The 18,892-nt window shown below is 52.9% G+C and carries 18 protein-coding genes; 10 read left to right on the top strand and 8 right to left on the bottom strand.

All coding sequences use genetic code 11. The features are described 5' to 3' along the window. Positions 1-89 precede the first annotated feature (89 nt). From HOY33_RS10790 to aspA, 5 genes are all read right to left on the bottom strand, one after another. Positions 90-665 (bottom strand): transcriptional regulator, encoded by a 576-nt coding sequence (locus HOY33_RS10790; RefSeq protein WP_172290222.1) that lies wholly within the window; start codon positions 663-665, stop codon positions 90-92. Positions 666-708: 43 nt separating this feature from the next. Beyond that, entirely contained in the window at positions 709-2,412 is a 1,704-nt protein-coding gene (locus HOY33_RS10785; protein WP_172290221.1) for a protein-disulfide reductase DsbD, read from the bottom strand. After that, entirely contained in the window at positions 2,388-2,720 is a 333-nt protein-coding gene (cutA, locus tag HOY33_RS10780; RefSeq protein ID WP_172290220.1) for a divalent cation tolerance protein CutA, read from the bottom strand. Before cutA ends, HOY33_RS10785 begins: the two co-directional genes overlap by 25 nt. Before the next feature lie 99 nt (positions 2,721-2,819). After that, entirely contained in the window at positions 2,820-4,121 is a 1,302-nt protein-coding gene (locus HOY33_RS10775) for an anaerobic C4-dicarboxylate transporter (protein WP_172290219.1), read from the bottom strand. A gap of 130 nt (positions 4,122-4,251) precedes the next feature. After that, complete coding sequence (aspA, locus tag HOY33_RS10770; protein ID WP_172290218.1) at positions 4,252-5,691, bottom strand: aspartate ammonia-lyase; 1,440 nt, start codon at positions 5,689-5,691, stop codon at positions 4,252-4,254. Positions 5,692-6,071: 380 nt separating this feature from the next. Between aspA and HOY33_RS10765 the strand changes: the two genes are divergently transcribed. From HOY33_RS10765 to ubiA, 6 genes are all read left to right on the top strand, one after another. Further along, positions 6,072-6,539 (top strand): FxsA family protein, encoded by a 468-nt coding sequence (locus HOY33_RS10765; protein ID WP_172290217.1) that lies wholly within the window; start codon positions 6,072-6,074, stop codon positions 6,537-6,539. 221 nt (positions 6,540-6,760) lie between these two features. Further along, complete coding sequence (locus HOY33_RS10760) at positions 6,761-7,054, top strand: co-chaperone GroES (RefSeq protein WP_048636335.1); 294 nt, start codon at positions 6,761-6,763, stop codon at positions 7,052-7,054. A gap of 49 nt (positions 7,055-7,103) precedes the next feature. Next, entirely contained in the window at positions 7,104-8,756 is a 1,653-nt protein-coding gene (gene groL / locus HOY33_RS10755) for a chaperonin GroEL (protein ID WP_172290216.1), read from the top strand. An 809-nt stretch (positions 8,757-9,565) separates the two neighbouring features. Continuing rightward, a complete protein-coding gene (locus tag HOY33_RS10750; RefSeq protein ID WP_172290215.1) occupies positions 9,566-10,546 on the top strand; it encodes a Fic family protein in 981 nt (326 codons plus the stop codon). Between the two features lie 218 nt (positions 10,547-10,764). Further along, positions 10,765-11,286, top strand: a complete 522-nt coding sequence (gene ubiC / locus HOY33_RS10745; RefSeq protein WP_172290214.1) for a chorismate lyase — start codon at positions 10,765-10,767, stop codon at positions 11,284-11,286. Positions 11,287-11,310: 24 nt separating this feature from the next. Continuing rightward, positions 11,311-12,174: a 4-hydroxybenzoate octaprenyltransferase gene (ubiA, locus tag HOY33_RS10740; RefSeq protein WP_172290213.1), complete on the top strand. Its 864-nt coding sequence runs from the start codon at positions 11,311-11,313 to the stop codon at positions 12,172-12,174. A gap of 55 nt (positions 12,175-12,229) precedes the next feature. Here the strand turns inward: ubiA and plsB are convergent, their stop codons facing one another. Continuing rightward, positions 12,230-14,701, bottom strand: a complete 2,472-nt coding sequence (gene plsB, locus HOY33_RS10735) for a glycerol-3-phosphate 1-O-acyltransferase PlsB (RefSeq protein WP_172290212.1) — start codon at positions 14,699-14,701, stop codon at positions 12,230-12,232. 139 nt (positions 14,702-14,840) lie between these two features. On the opposite strand from plsB, the gene HOY33_RS10730 reads away from it, so the two are divergent. From HOY33_RS10730 to HOY33_RS10720, 3 genes are all read left to right on the top strand, one after another. After that, positions 14,841-15,194 (top strand): diacylglycerol kinase, encoded by a 354-nt coding sequence (locus HOY33_RS10730; RefSeq protein ID WP_172290211.1) that lies wholly within the window; start codon positions 14,841-14,843, stop codon positions 15,192-15,194. 109 nt (positions 15,195-15,303) lie between these two features. Beyond that, positions 15,304-15,912 (top strand): transcriptional repressor LexA, encoded by a 609-nt coding sequence (gene lexA / locus HOY33_RS10725; RefSeq protein WP_172290210.1) that lies wholly within the window; start codon positions 15,304-15,306, stop codon positions 15,910-15,912. A gap of 268 nt (positions 15,913-16,180) precedes the next feature. Next, the gene (locus HOY33_RS10720) at positions 16,181-16,459 is read left to right on the top strand and encodes a DUF3861 family protein (RefSeq protein WP_172290209.1); all 279 of its coding nucleotides are present in this window, start codon (positions 16,181-16,183) and stop codon (positions 16,457-16,459) included. A gap of 56 nt (positions 16,460-16,515) precedes the next feature. On the opposite strand, the gene zur is transcribed toward HOY33_RS10720, so the two are convergent. Then, entirely contained in the window at positions 16,516-17,025 is a 510-nt protein-coding gene (gene zur / locus HOY33_RS10715) for a zinc uptake transcriptional repressor Zur (RefSeq protein WP_172290208.1), read from the bottom strand. A 104-nt stretch (positions 17,026-17,129) separates the two neighbouring features. Then, positions 17,130-17,834, bottom strand: coding sequence for a pirin family protein (locus tag HOY33_RS10710; RefSeq protein ID WP_172290207.1), 705 nt, complete (start codon positions 17,832-17,834; stop codon positions 17,130-17,132). A gap of 111 nt (positions 17,835-17,945) precedes the next feature. Between HOY33_RS10710 and HOY33_RS10705 the strand changes: the two genes are divergently transcribed. Beyond that, positions 17,946-18,842, top strand: coding sequence for a LysR family transcriptional regulator (locus HOY33_RS10705; protein WP_172290206.1), 897 nt, complete (start codon positions 17,946-17,948; stop codon positions 18,840-18,842). Positions 18,843-18,892 lie beyond the last annotated feature (50 nt).

Genomic DNA, 18,892 nt, shown 5'->3' with positions numbered 1-18,892 from the left:
CGGGTTTATGCGCTAAAGCGCGGAAAACACTGCTGACTGCCGACTTTTCAGCCAAAGCACAAGCCGCGCATCACGCATTGTTGCCGATATCAGGTCAATGCGCCATTCTTGCGACATAATGAAAAGCGCAATACGTCTTCAGCCAGCCGCTGGGCTGTCTCTATGCTGGATATCTGACGCTTTACCAACAGTCTGCTCAGGCATCCTTCCAAAATAAGTTCCATCTGCTGCGCCACCATTTCCGGATCGTCCGTCTCCAACGCTTCCAGTAAATCGCGAGTATAGCGGTAAGAGGCCAGTTTTTGCTGTTCCGCAATCTGATGAATCGGATGAGTAATATCAGGAAAGAAGCTACAGGCGGCGATAAACAGGCAGCCGGGATAACGGCCCTGTTTTACCGAGTCATACAGAACCTGATATCGCGCCAGAAGTTTTTGCTCAATACTTTTCGCCTCGTCCAACAGCAGTTGCCGCCGCCAGGTATCCACCTGTTGGCCGTGATAGCGCAGGCTGTCATAAAGCAGGGCTTCGCGATCGGGCCAAAAAGGCTGTAACTCTGTTACCGATAGATCCAGTTTTTGCGCCAGCATCTCCAGAGTGGTCATGGCGAAACCGTGCTGCTCTAGCAGAGTGAGTGCATGTTCAAGAACTTCTTCCCGTTGCATGGGTTCTCCTTCAGAAGAGCGGTTATCAGATAAGAAGTGTCGTTTAAGGGACGAACTTCTGCAAATGCGCCCGAAATCTTTCCGCATCCATAAAGCCGGTCACGCGTGAGCCGGGGATCTCTTTCCCGTGCGCATCAAAAAATAAAATCGTCGGCAGCCCCAAAACCTGTAATTTTTTCAGCAGCGCATTTTGCTCCGCGCGGTTTGCGGTAACATCCGCCTGTAATAACCGCATGCGCGATAAATGACGTTGCACGTTACCGTCGCTGAACGTGTATTTTTCAAACTCTTTACAGGCAACGCACCAGTCAGCGTAAAGATCGAGCATGACGGGTTGATGGCTTTCCGTCAGCGCATTTTCCAGCCCGACAATCGTGGTTACCGGCATAAAATCCAAAGCGGAGGACGAATGTCGCTGTTCTGAACCCAGGGGAGGGAATACCCAGTCCTGTAAAGGGCGAGCGGCGATTAACGATCCCGCCAACAGCAATAACTGCACGCCGCGTATCCAGCCTTTATGGCTGCGCAAACTCAGCGTGAACGCCCAGCCGAAGAACGCGACGGCAAGCAGACTCCATAGCCGCATCCCCCAACTTTCACCCAGTATGCGCTCAAGAAGAAAGACGGGCAGTGCCAGAATGACGAAACCGAACGCTTCTTTGACGTATTGCATCCACGGGCCGCTACGCGGCAACAGGCGATTGCCGAACAAAGCGATCAGGATCAGAGGCAGCCCCATACCTGACGCGTACAGATACAGCGAGCCGCCGCCGGCCAGCAGATTACCGCTCTGGGCGATATAGAGCAGGATCGCGCTGAGCGGCGCGGTGGTGCAGGGGGAGCAAATTAACCCAGCCAGCGCGCCCATGCCGAACACGCCCGTCAGCGATCCTCCCTGTTGGCGATTGCTCCATTCAGTCAGCCGGGTTTGCATGGAAGAAGGCAGTTGCAACGTGTACAGACCAAACATCGACAGCGCCAGCGCGATGAACAGCACCGACAGGCCGATCAACACATAAGGATGTTGCAGCGCGGCCTGAAAACGCAGCCCGGCGGCGGCGACAATCAACCCCAGCAGCGTGTAGGTCAGCGCCATTCCCTGAACATAGGTCATGGCGAGCAGGAAAGTTCGGCGAAGCGTAAGTTGTTCTTTTCTGCCGAGCACCAGCGCGGAGATCAGCGGATACATCGGCAGTACGCAAGGGGTAAAGGCGACGCCGATACCCATTAACAACGCCCACCAGGGAGAGAAAGGCAATGGCGTTTCCCGCGGTGGTTGAGAGGGGCGCGCGCCGCCGTCAGATGCCGGTAAAATCTGGCTTATGGGGATAACCCGCGTTTCCGGCGGATAACAGAAACCCGCATCGGCGCAACCCTGATAGGTGACCTGAACCGTTGCGGCGTTATCCGCCCGAATCAGCGGAATATTCAGCGCGAGCTGGTGTTTAAAGATGAATACCTCACCGAAAAACGCATCCTGATGACTGAGGCCGGCAGGAACATCAAGCTGGCCGATAACCGCCCGGTTTCCTTCAATCTTGATCTGCTGCCGATACAGATAATAGCCCGGCTGGATATCCCAGCGGACAACCAGTTGGTTATCCCGCTGCTGGAAATCAAAGGCGAAAGCCCGATCGACAGGCAAAAACTGCGCAGGCGCGTTTTGCGTAAACGGCGCCGCCGCCGTGATCGTGGCGCCAAATGTCGCCCAAATCAGGAAAATCAGCGTAAAGATGCGTTGAGCCATGTCAGATAATCGCTATCGCCACCCAATACCGGCAACACCAGCAGTTCCGGCGTCTGATAGGGATGGCGTTGTTTCAGATGAGCCAGCAAAGCCTGTTGATGTGACGTGTCGCTTTTGATCAGCATTTGTATTTCTGATTGCCGCTCAAGCTTGCCTTCCCAGTGATAAAACGAGCGGGCGCCGGGCAAGAGGGTGACGCAGGCGGCGAGCCGTTCTTCCAACAGCGATGCGGCAAGCCGTTGTGCGCAAGACTCGTCAGGCGCGGTGCAGAGTATGACGACGGCATCGCAGGCAGGGCGGTCGGACATCGTGGCCTCGGTTTCAGGTGAACGTGCGGACACTATACCTTGCTTTGTGACGTGAGGGGAATGGTGCGGATCGACGCGTCCGGCCGATCCGCCCAAGGGTTACAACAGAATATTGCCGAGGATAAACCCGAATATCACTGACAGCGAAATGGCCAGTACGCCCGGTATCAGGAAGGAGTGGTTAAACACATATTTTCCGATGCGGGTTGAGCCGGTATCATCCATTTCAACGGCGGCCAGCAGCGTCGGATAGGTCGGCAATACAAACAGCGCGGAAACCGCCGCAAACGATGCGACCGCGGTAACCGGCGATACGCCGAGCAACAACGCTGCGGGCATCAGCGCTTTTGCCGTCGCCGCCTGCGAATAAAGCAGGGTGGCAGCAAAGAACAGCACCACCGCAAGCATCCACGGATAGTTTTGCAACAATCCGCCGGCGGTTGCCTGAATATCGGAAATATGGGCCTTAACAAAGGTATCGCCCAGCCAGGCGACGCCCATGACGCAAATACATGCGCTCATGCCGGATTTAAACGTGCTGGCGGAGAGGATCCGTGTCGTATCTACCTTGCAGGTGATGCAAATCAGCGTGGCGACCGTCAGCATAAATACCACAATCGCTTCGTTACGCGGTAAAACCGGGTTCTGAATCAAGCCGACCGTATCGCTGATGGCGGTGGCGTACAGCACTACGGCGACGATGCCAAACAGGAACAACGCCACGGAACGTCTGGCGCCGGGTTTCACCTCCAGCTTGCTGGCGCCGCGCAGCACGGTTTCGCCTTTTTTCAGGCGTTCCTGATACACTTCGTCATGTTCGAGCTCTTTGCCCAGAAAGTTGCTCACGATAGCGGTCAACAGTACGGCCGTCAGCGTGGTGGGGATGCAAATCCCCAGCAGCATCAGATAGCTGACGCCCACGGGTTCCAGGATGCCCGCCACGAACACCACCGCCGCTGAAATGGGGGAAGCGGTGATGGCAATTTGTGACGCCACGACGGCGATCGACAAAGGCCGGGAAGGGCGAATCCCCTGCTCTTTGGCGACTTCGGCGATAACGGGCAGGGTAGAGAAGGCGGTGTGGCCGGTTCCCGCCAGGATCGTCATGAAATAGGTTACCAGCGGAGCCAGAAAGGTCACGTACTTGGGCTGGCGACGCAGTAGTTTCTCAGCCAGGCCGACCAGATAATCCATCCCGCCGGCGACCTGCATGGCGGCAATCGCCGCGATAACCGCCATGATGATTTCAATCACATCAAAGGGAATAACGCCGGGTTTTATCTGTAACCCGAGGGTAAGTACCAACACGCCCAGACCGCCGGCAAAGCCAATACCGATGCCTCCGAGTCTCGCTCCCAGGTATATGGCGAGCAGAACGATAAGAAGTTCCAGGGTAAGCATAAAGATGCTCCTTTACTATTTGAATGTAATGTATTTGGTATAAGATTTTCTTATAGTTATACAAAGCATAAAACAAAGGCACGCAGCTTTTTAGAACAGGCGTGCCTGATGGGACTATCAGATTACGATTTTAGGGTTGTTCACTCTCGTCGGTGTAGCGTTTGGCTTTATATTCCGGGTGCATCAGGTTCTGAATAGAGAAAATATCATCCAGTTCGGCCTCCGTCAGCAGACCGCGTTCCAAGACAACTTCACGAACGCTTTTGCCGGTTTCCGCACAGATCTTGCCGATGATATCACCGTTATGGTGGCCGATGAACGGGTTAAGATACGTGACGATGCCGATAGAGTTAAAGACATAAGCTTCGCAGACTTCTTTATTGGCGGTAATGCCGTTAACGCATTTTTCCAGCAGGTTGTAGCAGGCGCTGGTTAGAATATGGGTTGACTCGAACATCGCCTGGCCGATGACCGGTTCCATCACGTTGAGCTGAAGCTGCCCTGCTTCGGAAGCCATGGTGACGCAGGTATCGTTGCCGATGACTTTAAAGCACACCTGATTGACCACTTCCGGCACCACCGGGTTGACTTTGGCCGGCATGATGGAAGAACCGGCTTGCAACTGCGGCAGGTTGATTTCGTTAAGACCGGCGCGCGGCCCGGAAGAGAGCAAACGCAGGTCGTTACAGATTTTCGACATTTTCACCGCCAGCCGCTTCAGCGCGCTGTGCACCATCACGTAAGCGCCGCAGTCAGAGGTGGCTTCAATCAGATCTTCCGCCGGGACGCACGGCAGGCCGCTGACTTCCGCCAGGCGCTGTACCGCCAGTTGCTGGTAACCATCCGGCGTGTTTAGACGGGTGCCGATAGCCGTCGCCCCCAGGTTAACTTCCAATAACAATTCAGCGGTGCGCAGCAGATTTTTGTTTTCTTCTTTCAGTAACACATTGAAAGCATGGAACTCCTGACCTAAAGTCATCGGAACCGCATCCTGCAACTGGGTTCGTCCCATTTTCAATACGCTTTCAAATTCTTTGGCTTTACGCTCGAAACCGTCGCCAAGTTGGGTCAGCGCATCAACCAATTTCAGAATGGCGGCATAAACGGCGATACGGAACCCGGTCGGGTAGGCGTCGTTAGTCGATTGGCACTTGTTCAGATGATCGTTCGGATTCAGGTACTGGTATTCGCCTTTGCGGTGCCCCATTAATTCCAGGCCGATGTTGGCTAACACCTCGTTGGTATTCATGTTTACCGAGGTGCCGGCGCCGCCCTGATAAACATCAATCGGAAATTGATCCATGCATTTGCCGTTGTTCAATACCTCATCACAGGCCTGGATGATGACATCGGCAATTTTACGGGGGATAGTTTGCAATTCTTTATTCGCCAGAGCGGCCGCCTTTTTGACCATCACCATGCCGCGCACAAACTCCGGGATATCGCTTATCCTGCTATTGCTGATATAAAAATTTTCGACAGCCCGTAACGTGTGAACGCCATAATACGCATCGGCGGGAACTTCTTTGCTACCTAACAGGTCTTCTTCAATACGAATGTTGTCTGACATGAGAGCCTTCTCTTATTCTGCTGCTGACTAGAACTTGTGTAAACTAATTGTATTACCAGAGGCAACAGTCGCAGAATGTTTAACCATAACTGCATCCGTTGTCATGATGATATTCTGTACGGCGAAAAAAAATCGTAGCCTGGATCACTATCTGATCTTTCCCTTATGTTCAGATAAATGAACTGTGATAGTCATCACGCGCGACTATTTTCGGATAATAAATGGTGCCGGCATAGCTTGAAAATAGCCGGTCGCGCTACCATCTCAGTATAATGTGCAGAGCAGTGATGCCTGGTCATATTTGTTTTCAATAACATAATTTGTTTACAACAATTGCGTTTGTTTTTAACAGCATGCGTTTTCAAAAACAGGAGAATCAGGTGCGCTGGTTGCCGTTACTATTAATCTTTCTTTTTGCCTACGTAGAGATATCGCTGTTCATTCAGGTGGCGGAGGTGCTCGGCGTGGCGATGACCCTGTTGTTGGTGGTCTTCACGTCTTGTGTCGGCGTGTCGCTGGTGCGTAACCAGGGCATGAAAACCATTGTCCAGATGCAGCAGAAAATGGCGTCGGGTGAAAGTCCGGCGGCGGAGATGGTGAAAAGCGTGTCGCTGGTGCTGGCGGGTTTTCTGCTGCTGATCCCGGGATTCTTTACGGATTTCCTCGGGTTGCTGCTCCTGTTGCCGCCGGTACAGAAGCGTTTAACGCTGAAACTGATGCCGCATTTACACATTTGGCGTTCCGGTCCCGGCGCTTCTTCCGACGGTAATACGTTCGAGGGCGAGTATCAGCGCAAAGACGGCGGCCATAGAAATATTGAGCATCGGGATGAAAAAGACGATCGCTGAACCCTGATCGAACAGCAAAATAAGCCGGTAATATTGTATTGATATTGCTGGCTTTTTATTTTCATTAGCACAAAAAAGCATCATCTGATGCAAAAAAAGTAAATTTCTTCCCTTGAAGGGATGAGAAACGCCCCCACTTAGAACACCACAAGGCCGGATATGAGGGCATATCTGGTGTTCATCCTAAAACTGATATGGACTTTCTCAAAGGAGAGCTATCAATGAAAATTCGTCCATTGCATGACCGCGTGATCGTCAAGCGCAAAGAAGTAGAATCCAAATCTGCTGGCGGCATCGTTCTGACCGGCTCCGCCGCAGGTAAATCTACCCGTGGCGAAGTTCTGGCCATCGGCCATGGGCGCATCCTGGAAAACGGCGAAGTGAAGCCGCTGGATGTGAAAGTAGGCGATATCGTCATTTTCAATGATGGCTATGGCGTGAAGGCGGAGAAGATCGATAACGAAGAAGTGTTGATCATGTCTGAAAGCGACATTCTGGCAATTGTTGAAGCGTAATAATTGCGCGTAATCATCTGAACTGAACGAATTTAAGGGAAATACACCAATGGCAGCTAAAGACGTAAAATTCGGTAATGACGCTCGCGTAAAAATGCTGCGCGGCGTAAACGTACTGGCCGATGCAGTGAAAGTTACCCTGGGTCCTAAAGGCCGTAACGTTGTATTGGATAAATCCTTCGGCGCTCCCACCATTACTAAAGACGGCGTGTCCGTTGCGCGTGAAATCGAGCTGGAAGACAAGTTCGAAAACATGGGCGCACAGATGGTGAAAGAAGTCGCCTCCAAAGCGAATGACGCAGCGGGCGACGGCACCACCACGGCCACCGTACTGGCTCAGTCCATCATCACTGAAGGCCTGAAAGCCGTAGCCGCGGGCATGAACCCGATGGATTTGAAACGCGGTATCGATAAAGCCGTTATCGCCGCGGTTGAAGAATTGAAAAAACAATCTGTCCCTTGTTCTGATTTCAAAGCTATCGCACAGGTTGGCACCATCTCCGCAAACTCCGACGAAACCGTGGGTAAACTGATTGCGGAAGCGATGGAAAAAGTCGGCAAAGAAGGTGTTATCACCGTTGAAGAAGGCACCGGTCTGCAAGACGAGCTGGACGTTGTTGAAGGTATGCAGTTCGATCGCGGTTACCTGTCCCCTTACTTCATCAACAAACCGGAAACCGGTTCTGTTGAGCTGGAAAGCCCGTTCATCCTGCTGGCTGACAAAAAGATCTCCAATATCCGCGAAATGCTGCCGGTGCTGGAAGCCGTTGCCAAAGCCGGTAAACCCCTGCTGATCATCGCCGAAGACGTTGAAGGCGAAGCGTTGGCGACGCTGGTGGTCAACACCATGCGCGGCATCGTGAAAGTGGCGGCGGTTAAAGCGCCGGGCTTCGGCGATCGTCGTAAAGCCATGCTGCAAGATATCGCCACCCTGACTGCGGGTACGGTGATTTCTGAAGAGATCGGTCTGGAGCTGGAAAAAGCGACGCTGGAAGATCTGGGTCAGGCCAAACGCGTGGTGATCAACAAAGACACCACCACCATCATTGATGGCGTGGGCGACGAAGGCGCAATCCAGGGCCGTGTGACCCAGATTCGTCAGCAGATTGAAGATGCGACGTCTGACTACGACAAAGAAAAACTGCAAGAGCGTGTGGCTAAACTGGCTGGCGGCGTAGCCGTTATCAAGGTTGGCGCGGCGACTGAAGTTGAAATGAAAGAGAAGAAAGCCCGCGTTGAAGATGCGCTGCACGCGACCCGCGCGGCAGTGGAAGAAGGCGTGGTTGCCGGCGGCGGCGTTGCGCTGATTCGCGCCGCTTCCTCCATCTCGGCTTCCGGCCTGAAAGGCGATAACGAAGACCAGAACGTGGGTATCAAAGTTGCGCTGCGCGCAATGGAATCTCCGCTGCGTCAGATCGTAATTAACGCCGGTGAAGAAGCTTCCGTGATTGCCAATACCGTCAAAGGCGGTGAAGGCAGCTACGGCTATAACGCTTACACGGAAGAATACGGCGATATGATCGGCATGGGTATCCTGGATCCAACCAAAGTAACCCGTTCCGCTCTGCAATACGCCGCGTCTATCGCTGGTCTGATGATTACCACCGAATGCATGGTTACCGATCTGCCGAAAGAAGATAAGGTGGATTTAGGCGCCGCCGGCGGTATGGGCGGCATGGGTGGTATGGGCGGCATGATGTGATGAGCCGCGATCGTCATTCTGACGATCGCCGCATCCTGTGCATACCGGCGTAATGCAGGTATTCCATAGTACCTTGTAATCTCAAGTATTTTGTAATCTCAGCCGATGACCAAAGAATAAACGTTCTTGTCATCGGCTTTTTTCATCTGATAAACAGCTTACCGTTTCACTCCGCTTTTTTGTGCCCCGCATCTTTTTTTTCCGGACAACGGCATGGAACTTTTTGGCATAAATCTCCACTCATCGAAATTGTATTCACGGCCGACGCTGCGGTTCAGGCGCAGTTGCGAAAGCCGTTCACCTATGACGTCGCTCCGTATCCGCTGATGTATCGGCAGGTCATCAGCCAATAATCAATAAGGAAATCCATCGTGCGTATCACTTCCGTACCCCATATTCAGTCTCCGGTCGGATACAGCGGCGAATCGGCGCAGGCGGGTGGTTCTTCTCTGCGGGGAAGCCATCAGGCGGCCGGTAGTAGCAGCGCGGCGTCGGGCGCATCACCGGCGGCATTGGAACAACCTTCTGATCTACGGCACGCGCTTGCCGGGACAACGGCGTTTAATCGCTTGGAACAGATACCAAAGCATCAAGGTTTGCTCTCGTCGTCGCTCCACTGTTTTACTATTCCGCCGGAAGTTCCGCTACACGGGCCGGGGTTTGGGCGTTTTATGGCGAATGTCGCCGCCGATGTCGCAGGAGTGGCCCGTGATATGAACATCCCGAAAAGCGCGGCGGCAGAAACGATGCGCCAGGCTATCGTAGATGGCGAGTTTGGCGGTAGAGCCAGGGCGGAAAACAAAGCGCGCATGATGCTGGCGCTCTATTCGATCAGAGAAATGGAAGAGGCGAAAGGCGAGCTGCAATCCGTGATGTCCGAACATCCGGTGTTCAGGATGGTGGATATCAAAAACATTTGGCGAATGCTGCTTGATGGCAAGGCGCACGACGATGGAAAACATCAGGGTTTGCGTTTTGACAATGAGCCGGGATATATGGCCGGTATGTATCGCGGATTAACACAGGTGTTGCGCAATGATTTGCAGCGTGATGACCGCGTATCGCCGGAAACGATGTTGGCGCAACTTCATGATAAAGCCATCGGCGGCGTAGTGGACATTAACAGTGTGAAATTGCTTACTGAAGAGCTGAAAATAAGCGATGAACCCCACACAAGCAGTTTATTGGTGAGCCTCGGGCGTGAAACCAGCCGGAACGATAGCGCCGAATCAGATGATGATTATAGTAATATTTTGAGTTTTATGGAAAAAGGTTACCGTTCTCAAGCAGTTTCCTTCGTTCTCCTTAAAAATGATAACCTGACTAAGGAGGGCTTTAATGAACTTAAGCAGCGTTATACAGGGAATGAGCCATTTCCGTTTATGCTGTTTTCATCGGCAACCGGAGAGGATGTGAATCCTCAAACCCGGTTTGGCGGAATTAGCTGGATAAGTCTTAACAGCTTGTCGCCAGCAATACTCCCAGAAGAACTGCATCCGGCGGCGTACGCCCAAACGCAGATAAGCCATTATCGTCAGAATATCGGCCAGATAAGCGATGAAAAAGGAAAGTTGACCGAAATTGCCAGGCTATGCCAGACGTTGGAACAGGCGCATTGTTTTACTGATGGCAACGCGCGAACGCTCGGTTTTCTCTTCGTGAATCAGTTATTGCTGGAAAATAAGCTCAGTCCGTCGGTGATTTATGATCCTAACCGTTTTGACGGTTTTTCCCATCAGCAACTGGTGGCGGAAATCCAGAAAGGGCAGCGGCTTTTTGAACGGCTTTAACCCGTCCGCGCGGGCGTTTACCGCGCCTGTTATCTGAACCGCGCCGAAAAATCTCTCACCTCTGGCCGCGCTTGGCGTCGGTCGGCACATCCTGATCGTATAAAAAGCCCCCCTTATAGTTAACCACACGTTCAGAACGTGTTATCGGAGTGCGATTCTGCGCTACAATATGAGACGTTTACTTTATTTACAAATCAACCCCGAGTGGAGTAGGGATAATGTCTGATGATGCGCCAATTTCCCTGCGTGCTCTTGAATGGTTTACCGAAAAGCCCGCAATAATTCCTGCGCACATCGAGGACTGGCTGATGGAAACCGATTCAATGACGCAGCGCCTTGATGGCTATTGCGCTCAACTGACGGTGACTATCCGCAATGAACGTTTTCTCTCTCCTGAGGCGTTGACCGATGAACGCGCGCACCTGCCCGTCAGTGAGCGTTATTGGCTGCGTGAGGTTGTGTTGTATGGCGACGGGCGTCCCTGGTTATTCGGCCGCACCCTGATCCCCCAACAAACGCTGGATGGCGCAGGCGCGGCGCTGACGAAAATCGGTAATGTGCCGCTGGGGCGTTATCTGTTTCAACACGATGCCCTGACGCGTGACTATATCCGCATCGGCTGCGGTGAGAGTCTGTGGGCGCGTCGTTCCCGTTTGTGCCTTTCTGGTCATCCTTTGTTGTTGACCGAGCTTTTTTTACCTGAGGCACCGCTTTATTTTTCGGATAGCCGTGAAGGCTAGCCGGTAATTGAGGAGATCAGTCCGTTGGAAAGAAGTGTAACAGCGGGGAAATGGCTGGCTTACTGTCGGTTGATGCGTATTGATAAGCCGATAGGTTCTCTGCTGCTGCTGTGGCCGACCTTATGGGCATTATGGCTGGCAGGGCGAGGAGCGCCGGAACCGTGGATATTGTTTGTTTTCGTCGCGGGCGTCTTTTTGATGCGGGCGGCGGGGTGCGTCATCAATGATTACGCCGATCGGCATTTTGACGGACACGTAAAGCGCACGGCTTCGCGTCCGCTGCCCAGCGGGATGGTCAGCGAGCAATCGGCCAAAGTATTGTTTGTGGTGTTGGTTCTGCTGGCGTTTGGTCTGGTCCTGACGTTGAATAAAATGACCATCTGGCTTTCCGTCGCCGGGCTGGCGTTGGCATGGGTCTATCCGTTTATGAAGCGTGTCAGCCACTTGCCCCAGCTTGTTCTGGGGGCGGCTTTCGGCTGGTCGATACCCATGGCCTATGCGGCGGTGAGCGAGGCATTGCCGCTAACCTGCTGGATGATGTTTCTGGCTTATGTCTGCTGGACGGTGGCCTACGACACGCAATACGCCATGGTGGATCGGGATGACGATCTCAAGATCGGCATCAAATCCACCGCCATCTTGTTCGGGCGTTTTGATACGTTGATTATCGGCCTGCTGCAAGCGGGCGTTTTGCTGCTGCTGGCGGTACTGGGCTACATGTCATCGTTAGGCCCGGTATTCTACGTGTCGCTGTTGGTTGCCGCCGGGCTGTTTGCGTACCAGCAAACGTTGATTGCCGGGCGCGAGCGGGATGCCTGTTTCCGGGCATTCAGAAATAACAACTATGTTGGAATGGTGCTGTTTGCCGGTGTGCTGTTCAGCCTATAAGCCGATGAAATAAAGACCGGCGGCGAAAGATATCGCCGCCGGTCTTTTTCAAGCTCTACTCTTGCGAGGGAACGTCTGCTGCTTTCAGCGTTTCTTTTTCAGCCACCGCAGGCGAGCTGGCGCTTTCAATCGTCAGCCTGACCTCCGGGGTGATCAGGTCGGCCAGAATGTTATATATCTCCAGGATATTTCCCCGCGCCGCCTCGCTGGTATCCGAGATGTAGCCTTCGCTGCGTAACGTGGCCACCAGGGTTGAAAATACGGCTTTGTCAAAGAACTCCGGCGCGTTAATGCCGTGCAGCACCGATAGCCGTTGCGCCATATTTCGGCTCTCTTTTTCCAGCGTCCCGCGATTGATCCCCGGATTTGCGCCCAGCAACGACAGCGTAATGGCATAGCGTTGCAGCGTCTCACGTACGCCGGCCGCCAGCAGCTGTAGCGTGCGGATACGCGCCGGGTTGATAAGCAAGTTACCTTCTTTGGCGCACAGTAGCTGCTGCCGCGTCAGTTCTTCGGTCAGCGTGGATAACACGTCCGGCAGTTGCTCTTTGGTGTAATACAGAAACAGTTCCGCCTGAAGCAGGGGATAAAGCAGCGTAATCTGCCGCACCAGTTCGTGCAGGGTAATACGCCGATGATGGATCACTATGCTGGCAATAAGTGAAGGCAGTATCAGCAGATGCTGAATGTTATTGCGGTAATAGGTCATCAGCACGGCCTGTTCCCGCGGCAGAATAATGATGTCGCCGATATTGTCTTTCTCGACTTCAAATTTATTCATCCCCAGCGCGTGTTCCAGCAATTCATCAGGCGTCTTTTTCGGCGCGGTGATGTCTTTATGGTAAGGCACGTTGCGCAGCAGTTGCAGGTAACAATCCAACTGTTCGCACATTTGTTCGCGGGTCAAAGAACGCTGACGCGAGGCCAGCAATGCCGTCGAACAGAGATTCATGGCGTTCGCCGCCGCGGAATTGTTGATGCGCACCATGATATCCGTCGCGATATCCTGCACGGTCGGCGTGAGCCAGCTTGGGCGCTGGGCTTCAATCGGGTCGATGGCGTCACGCCATTGCGGCACATGCTGATTCAGATAGGCGGTCAGCGGCAGCGGTTCCCCGAAGTTCACATAGCCTTGTCCCAGGTTACGCAACTTACGCAGGCCGCGCACCATCTGCATAAAGCCTTCTTTTTCTTTCGTCGCGCCGCGCAGCTCTTTGGCATAAGTCCCGACTTCCATGACGTGCTCATAACCGACATAAATCGGCACCAGCGTAATCGGGCGCGTACCGCCGCGCAGCATGGCCTGAATGGTCATCGCCAGCGTACCGGTTTTCGGCTCCAGCAAACGGCCGGTACGTGAGCGGCCGCCTTCCATGAAGTATTCGACGGAATAGCCGCGGGAAAATAGCTCGCCCAGGTATTCGCGAAAAATGGTGGAATAGAGTTTATTGCCTTTGAACGTGCGGCGGATGAAGAAGGCCCCCAGACGTCGGAAGATCGGGCCGGCAGGCCAGAAATTCAGGTTGATCCCGGCGGCGATGTGCGGCGGCACCAGCCCCTGATGATAGAGCACATAGGAAAGCAGAAGATAATCCATATGGCTGCGATGGCAGGGAACATAGACGATTTCGTGCCCGTCCTGCGCCAGTTGGCGTACACGTTCGGCATTGTGAACGTTGATGCCCTGGTAGAGGCGGTTCCATGTCCAGCTCAATACGCGGTCTGACAGGCGCACGGCTTCATAGGAGAAATCGGCGGCGATCTCTTCCATTAGGGCAATCGCGTTTTGCTGCGCTTTCTCATGCGATATTTTTTTGCTGCGTGCTTCGTCGTCAACGGCTTTTTTGATCGCTTTCGAATCCAGCAGCTTATTAAACAACTCCTGACGTACCGGCAGTCGCGGACCGACTGCGGCCAGACGTTGACGCGAGAAGTGCATGCGTGCGACGCGGGCGAGCTTGTGCGCGATGGTTTTATCCGTGCCGTGTTCAGTTGCCATATAGCGTAATGACACCGGGCTGGAAAAACGCACGAAACTGTCGCGACCAAGCCACAGTACGGCAAAGAACTTCTCAATGCCGTTGAGCAGACGCAAATGAGGCGTCGCCTGATGTTGCCCTTCACGACCGGGAGAACGTCCGAACATCACCGATACCGGCACCATTTGCACGTCAAGATCGGGATTGGCGCTATGCAAGTCCAGATAGTCGTGAAATAGCTTGACGGATTTTTGTTTCGGAACGTAATAGCGGAAGACGCGCGGGCCGTCATTGATAAAGACATGACTGGGCAACTGCGTTCCGCCGATATCTACCGGCTGTAGTGGATCCGGCAGACCTAACGCCTGACATTTTGTTCTTAGTGTCAGTAAATCTGCCTGAGAATTGTAAGGCAACACATAGAGAACCGGGCGCGAGGGATCTAACCCCAACTCAGCCACGGGATCTATGGGGATGACTTTACTTTTCACTAACAGTTTGAGTGGGAAATTCAATAAGTTATAGTAAATTTTACGCCAACCTGACATAACAACTTGAAGCCTCTTGTTAGCAATGCGTCGCAAGGATACCAGAAACTGCGCCGGAGATCTGTTGTGATGAGACAACGGTTAAGCGTTAAAATGCGGTCGATCGCTTATAAATAATGGTGAATGGAGGAATAAAACAATGGGGCTGACCCGGATAATCAAGGCAATGGGCTATTCTCTGCAAGGATTAAAGCAGGCATGGCTGCATGAGGCGGCGTTCCGTCAGGAAACCGGGTTGACCATTATTGCCACGATTATCGCTTGCCTACTGCCCGTGACGCTGGTCGAGAAATTACTCCTGATCGCCGTCGTGGTATTGATTATGCTGTTTGAACTGGCGAACAGCGCGATTGAAGCGGTGGTCGATCGTATTGGTACTGAACGGCATGAGTTATCCGGTCGGGCAAAGGACATCGGTTCGGCCGCGGTGTTTGTCGCCATACTGTTGGCGGCTGTCGTCTGGGGCAGTATTCTTTGGCAAAATTTTGCCTGAAGGATTGCATAACTTAATAAAAACCGGCGCTTTACGCACATCCCGGTTCCCAATTGGCAATGACCTGTATATACTCACAGCGAAACTGTATAAACAACCAGGGGGCGGAATGAAAGCATTAACAGCCAGACAGCAGCAGGTTTATGACCTGATCCGCGATCATATTGCGCACACCGGTATGCCGCCAACACGTGCGGAAATCGCCCAGCAGCTAGGATTTCGTTCGCCGAACGCTGCCGAGGAGCATTTAAAAGCCTTGGCGCGTAAAGGCGTCATTGAAATTGTATCCGGCGCATCGCGCGGTATTCGCTTGCTGATGGAAGAAGAGGCTGGCATTCCGTTGATTGGTCGCGTCGCGGCAGGTGAGCCGCTTTTGGCGCAGCAGCACATTGAGTGTCATTACCAGGTCGATCCGTCAATGTTCAAGCCGAGTGCCGATTTCCTTCTACGCGTGAGCGGCATGTCGATGAAAGATATCGGCATTATGGATGGGGATTTGCTGGCCGTCCATAAAACGCAAGATGTCCGTAACGGGCAGGTTGTCGTGGCGCGCATTGAAGATGAAGTGACAGTAAAACGACTAAAAAAACAAGGCAATACCATTCATCTTCTGGCTGAAAACGATGAATTTTCACCTATCGTCGTCGATCTGCGCGAGCAGAATTTCTCTATTGAAGGTCTGGCCGTCGGCGTGATCCGCAATGGCGACTGGAGCTGATTGCCGTCTTTTGCAACGGCGGCGCTGACGCGTCTTCTCTATCGCTTCGATTCCGGGGCGATATTGCTTATCCCTTATATGCGCAAACGCCCCGATGCAACAGATCGCGCGGGGAAAATGAGGTATGTCGTGGAAGCCTGAAAACGCGGCGGAAGGATCTCATCATAGCGCGATATGAAAACGTAGGTTTCGTCCGGCAATTTCTTGTATGGTGTAGCGGGAGAATAAACCTCTTTATAATCACACCTGCATTAAGTGGAATTAGCCTATGTCGAAAAATTATGTCATTACCGTAAAAGATACGGAACAGCCTGAGAATGAAATCTCATTTCAGTTCACCTCGCATGATGATCTCATCAAAGTCATTTCTTTGTCCGATGGTAAAACAGCGCTTCCCGAAGAGCATATTTATCCATTTTTAATCGGTATGAAATTGTTTGGCGAGGTCGTCATGCTTAACAGGAAAGACGAGATGTTCAAAAAAATACATCCGGCTTTAAAAGAGTTTATTGGTGATTTTAAGAAGAGTATAAAAAACAGCCAGTAAACCAAATTCTGGCGGGGCACGGCGAACGTGCCCGATTCGCTGTTAAACAGGTCGGGCTAGCGCTTTTTGATTGGCACCGTATGGTCGTGATCGCAATGATCCGGCTGTTTGCACAAGGCGACTTCCTGACAACTCTCACAGAATCCATGTGCTTCAATAACGCTGTGGTGCAAGGTAAACCCGGACTGTTGCGCCAAATCACGCAGCGTTTCTTCCACGCCTTCAGTCTGCCGTTCGGTCACCTGACCGCAACGATCGCAGATAAATAGCGCGGAGGTGTGACTGTGACTGTCGATATGATGGCAAAGCACATAGCTATTGTTTGACTCCACCCGGTGAATAAACCCCTGCTCCAGAAGAAAATCCAGCGCGCGGTATACCGTCGGCGGCTTGGCTTGCGGTTCGGATATCCGTAATAGATCAAGCAGGTCGTAAGCGCTGATAGCGCCGGCCTGTTGCATCATCAGGCGTAACACTTCCAGCCGCTGCGGCGTCAGCCGTACGCCACGGTGCTGACAAATCTGTTCAGCCTGGGCAAGTAGTTTGTCCTGATTGGTTGAATCCATCGCCGTATAACCCTGACGCGTTGAGAACAATAGGGATATCTTACCACGACTGAAAGAAAACGCAGAACCCGCGGCATTCACCGGCAGATATTGGCCAAGAGAGGTTAAACCACCAGATCGATCAGCAAGGCGCGCAGCGGTGTTGCAGCCTGCATGGTCAACTCGGTTTCCTGCTGGATAAAGGCGCCGTCGCCGCAGTACAGCGTCTCGCCACGATGTTGATGACCGCTACTAACGGCCATTGAGCCATGGATCAACTGAAGATAAGCCTGATTGCCGTTCAGTTTAATGGCCTGTTGCGCATTTTTTTGCAGTTCCAGATGATGGATCCATACCTGCTGGCGGAGCTGCATGCTGCTTTGTTCCCCTTCTGGCGAAGCCAGTAAACTGTGGCCGCTTTTATTCAGCGTCAACCGTTGCAGCGGACTGTTTTCGCGCGTCGGGCAGGCATTCAGCCAAAGCTGCATGCGCGTCAGCGGCTTAGCGGGGCTGATGTTATGCTCGCTGTAGCTGACATTGGGCTGCGTTGCGAGCAATAGAGCATCACCTTCTTTGGCCTGGACATGGAGGCCGTCGCTGCCGCGGTACTCCACTTCACCCTGAAGGATGATATTTAAAATATCCACGCGCGGATAAGTACGGGGCTGAAATGAAGACCCTGGCGTCAGCACTTCCTGATTTAGCACCCGCAATGATGCATACCCCAGCAGCTGTGGGTCGAAATAATGGCCGAAAGAAAAAGTATAGCGTGCCTGTAGCCAGCCATAGTCAGCTTGACCGCATTGTTCTGCCGCTCTTCTTATGATCATGGTAGTTTGACCTGGATAATTATTTCTGAAACCAATAGTAATTGTGTGGACGCTGGATTGTTAGCTAGTTAATCTGGTGGGTATATTCAAAATTCCTGAATGAGTACCAAAATGGCTAAAGAACGGGCATTGACGCTGGAAGCTTTAAGAGTCATGGATGCGATCGATCGTCGGGGAAGTTTTGCCGCCGCGGCGGACGAGTTGGGGCGGGTGCCTTCCGCGCTCAGCTATACCATGCAAAAGCTGGAAGAAGAGTTGGATGTCGTGCTGTTTGATCGTTCCGGGCACCGTACCAAATTCACCAATGTGGGACGGATGCTGCTGGAGCGCGGGCGTATTTTACTGGAAGCGGCGGATAAGATTACCACGGACGCGGAAGCGCTGGCCCGCGGCTGGGAAACGCATCTGACGATTGTGGTTGAAGGGCTGATCCCCACTGAAAAACTGTTTCCGCTGATCGATAAACTGGCGCTGAAGGCCAATACGCAGGTTTCTTTGCTGACCGAAATTCTGGCGGGCGCCTGGGAGCGTCTGGAGCAAGGGCGGGCGGATATCGTGATTGCGCCGGATATGCACTTCCGGGCGTCTTCTGAAGTAAACAGCCGCAAGCTTTATACGATGAATAACATCTACGTGGCCAGCCCGGATCATCCTATTCATCAGGAGTCGGAGCCGCTTTCTGAAGTTACCCGCTTGAAATACCGCGGGATTGCCGTTGCCGATACCGCCCGTGAGCGCCCGGTGCTAACCGTCCAACTGCTGGATAAGCAACCGCGGCTGACCGTGACGTCTCTTGATGATAAACGGCGGGCGCTGCTGGCCGGACTGGGGGTGGCGACCATGCCTTATCCGATGGTGGCGCAGGATATCGCCGAAGGCCGGTTACGTGTCGTCAGCCCTGAATATTCGATAGAAAGTCAGATTATCATGGCCTGGCGACGGGACAGTATGGGGGAGGCTAAATCCTGGTTTTTACGGGAAATTCCCAGATTGCTGAATCAGGCCTGAGTTGTGGGGCGCTGATTCGCAATAAGGTGCGACCCGCACACCTTATTGCC

The organism is Brenneria sp. hezel4-2-4 (assembly GCF_013155275.1).
In the GTDB taxonomy this organism is placed as follows: Bacteria; Pseudomonadota; Gammaproteobacteria; order Enterobacterales; family Enterobacteriaceae; genus Brenneria.
The sequence above is the reverse complement of the archived record's forward strand: the minus strand, read 5'-3'. Positions and strand labels throughout refer to the sequence as shown.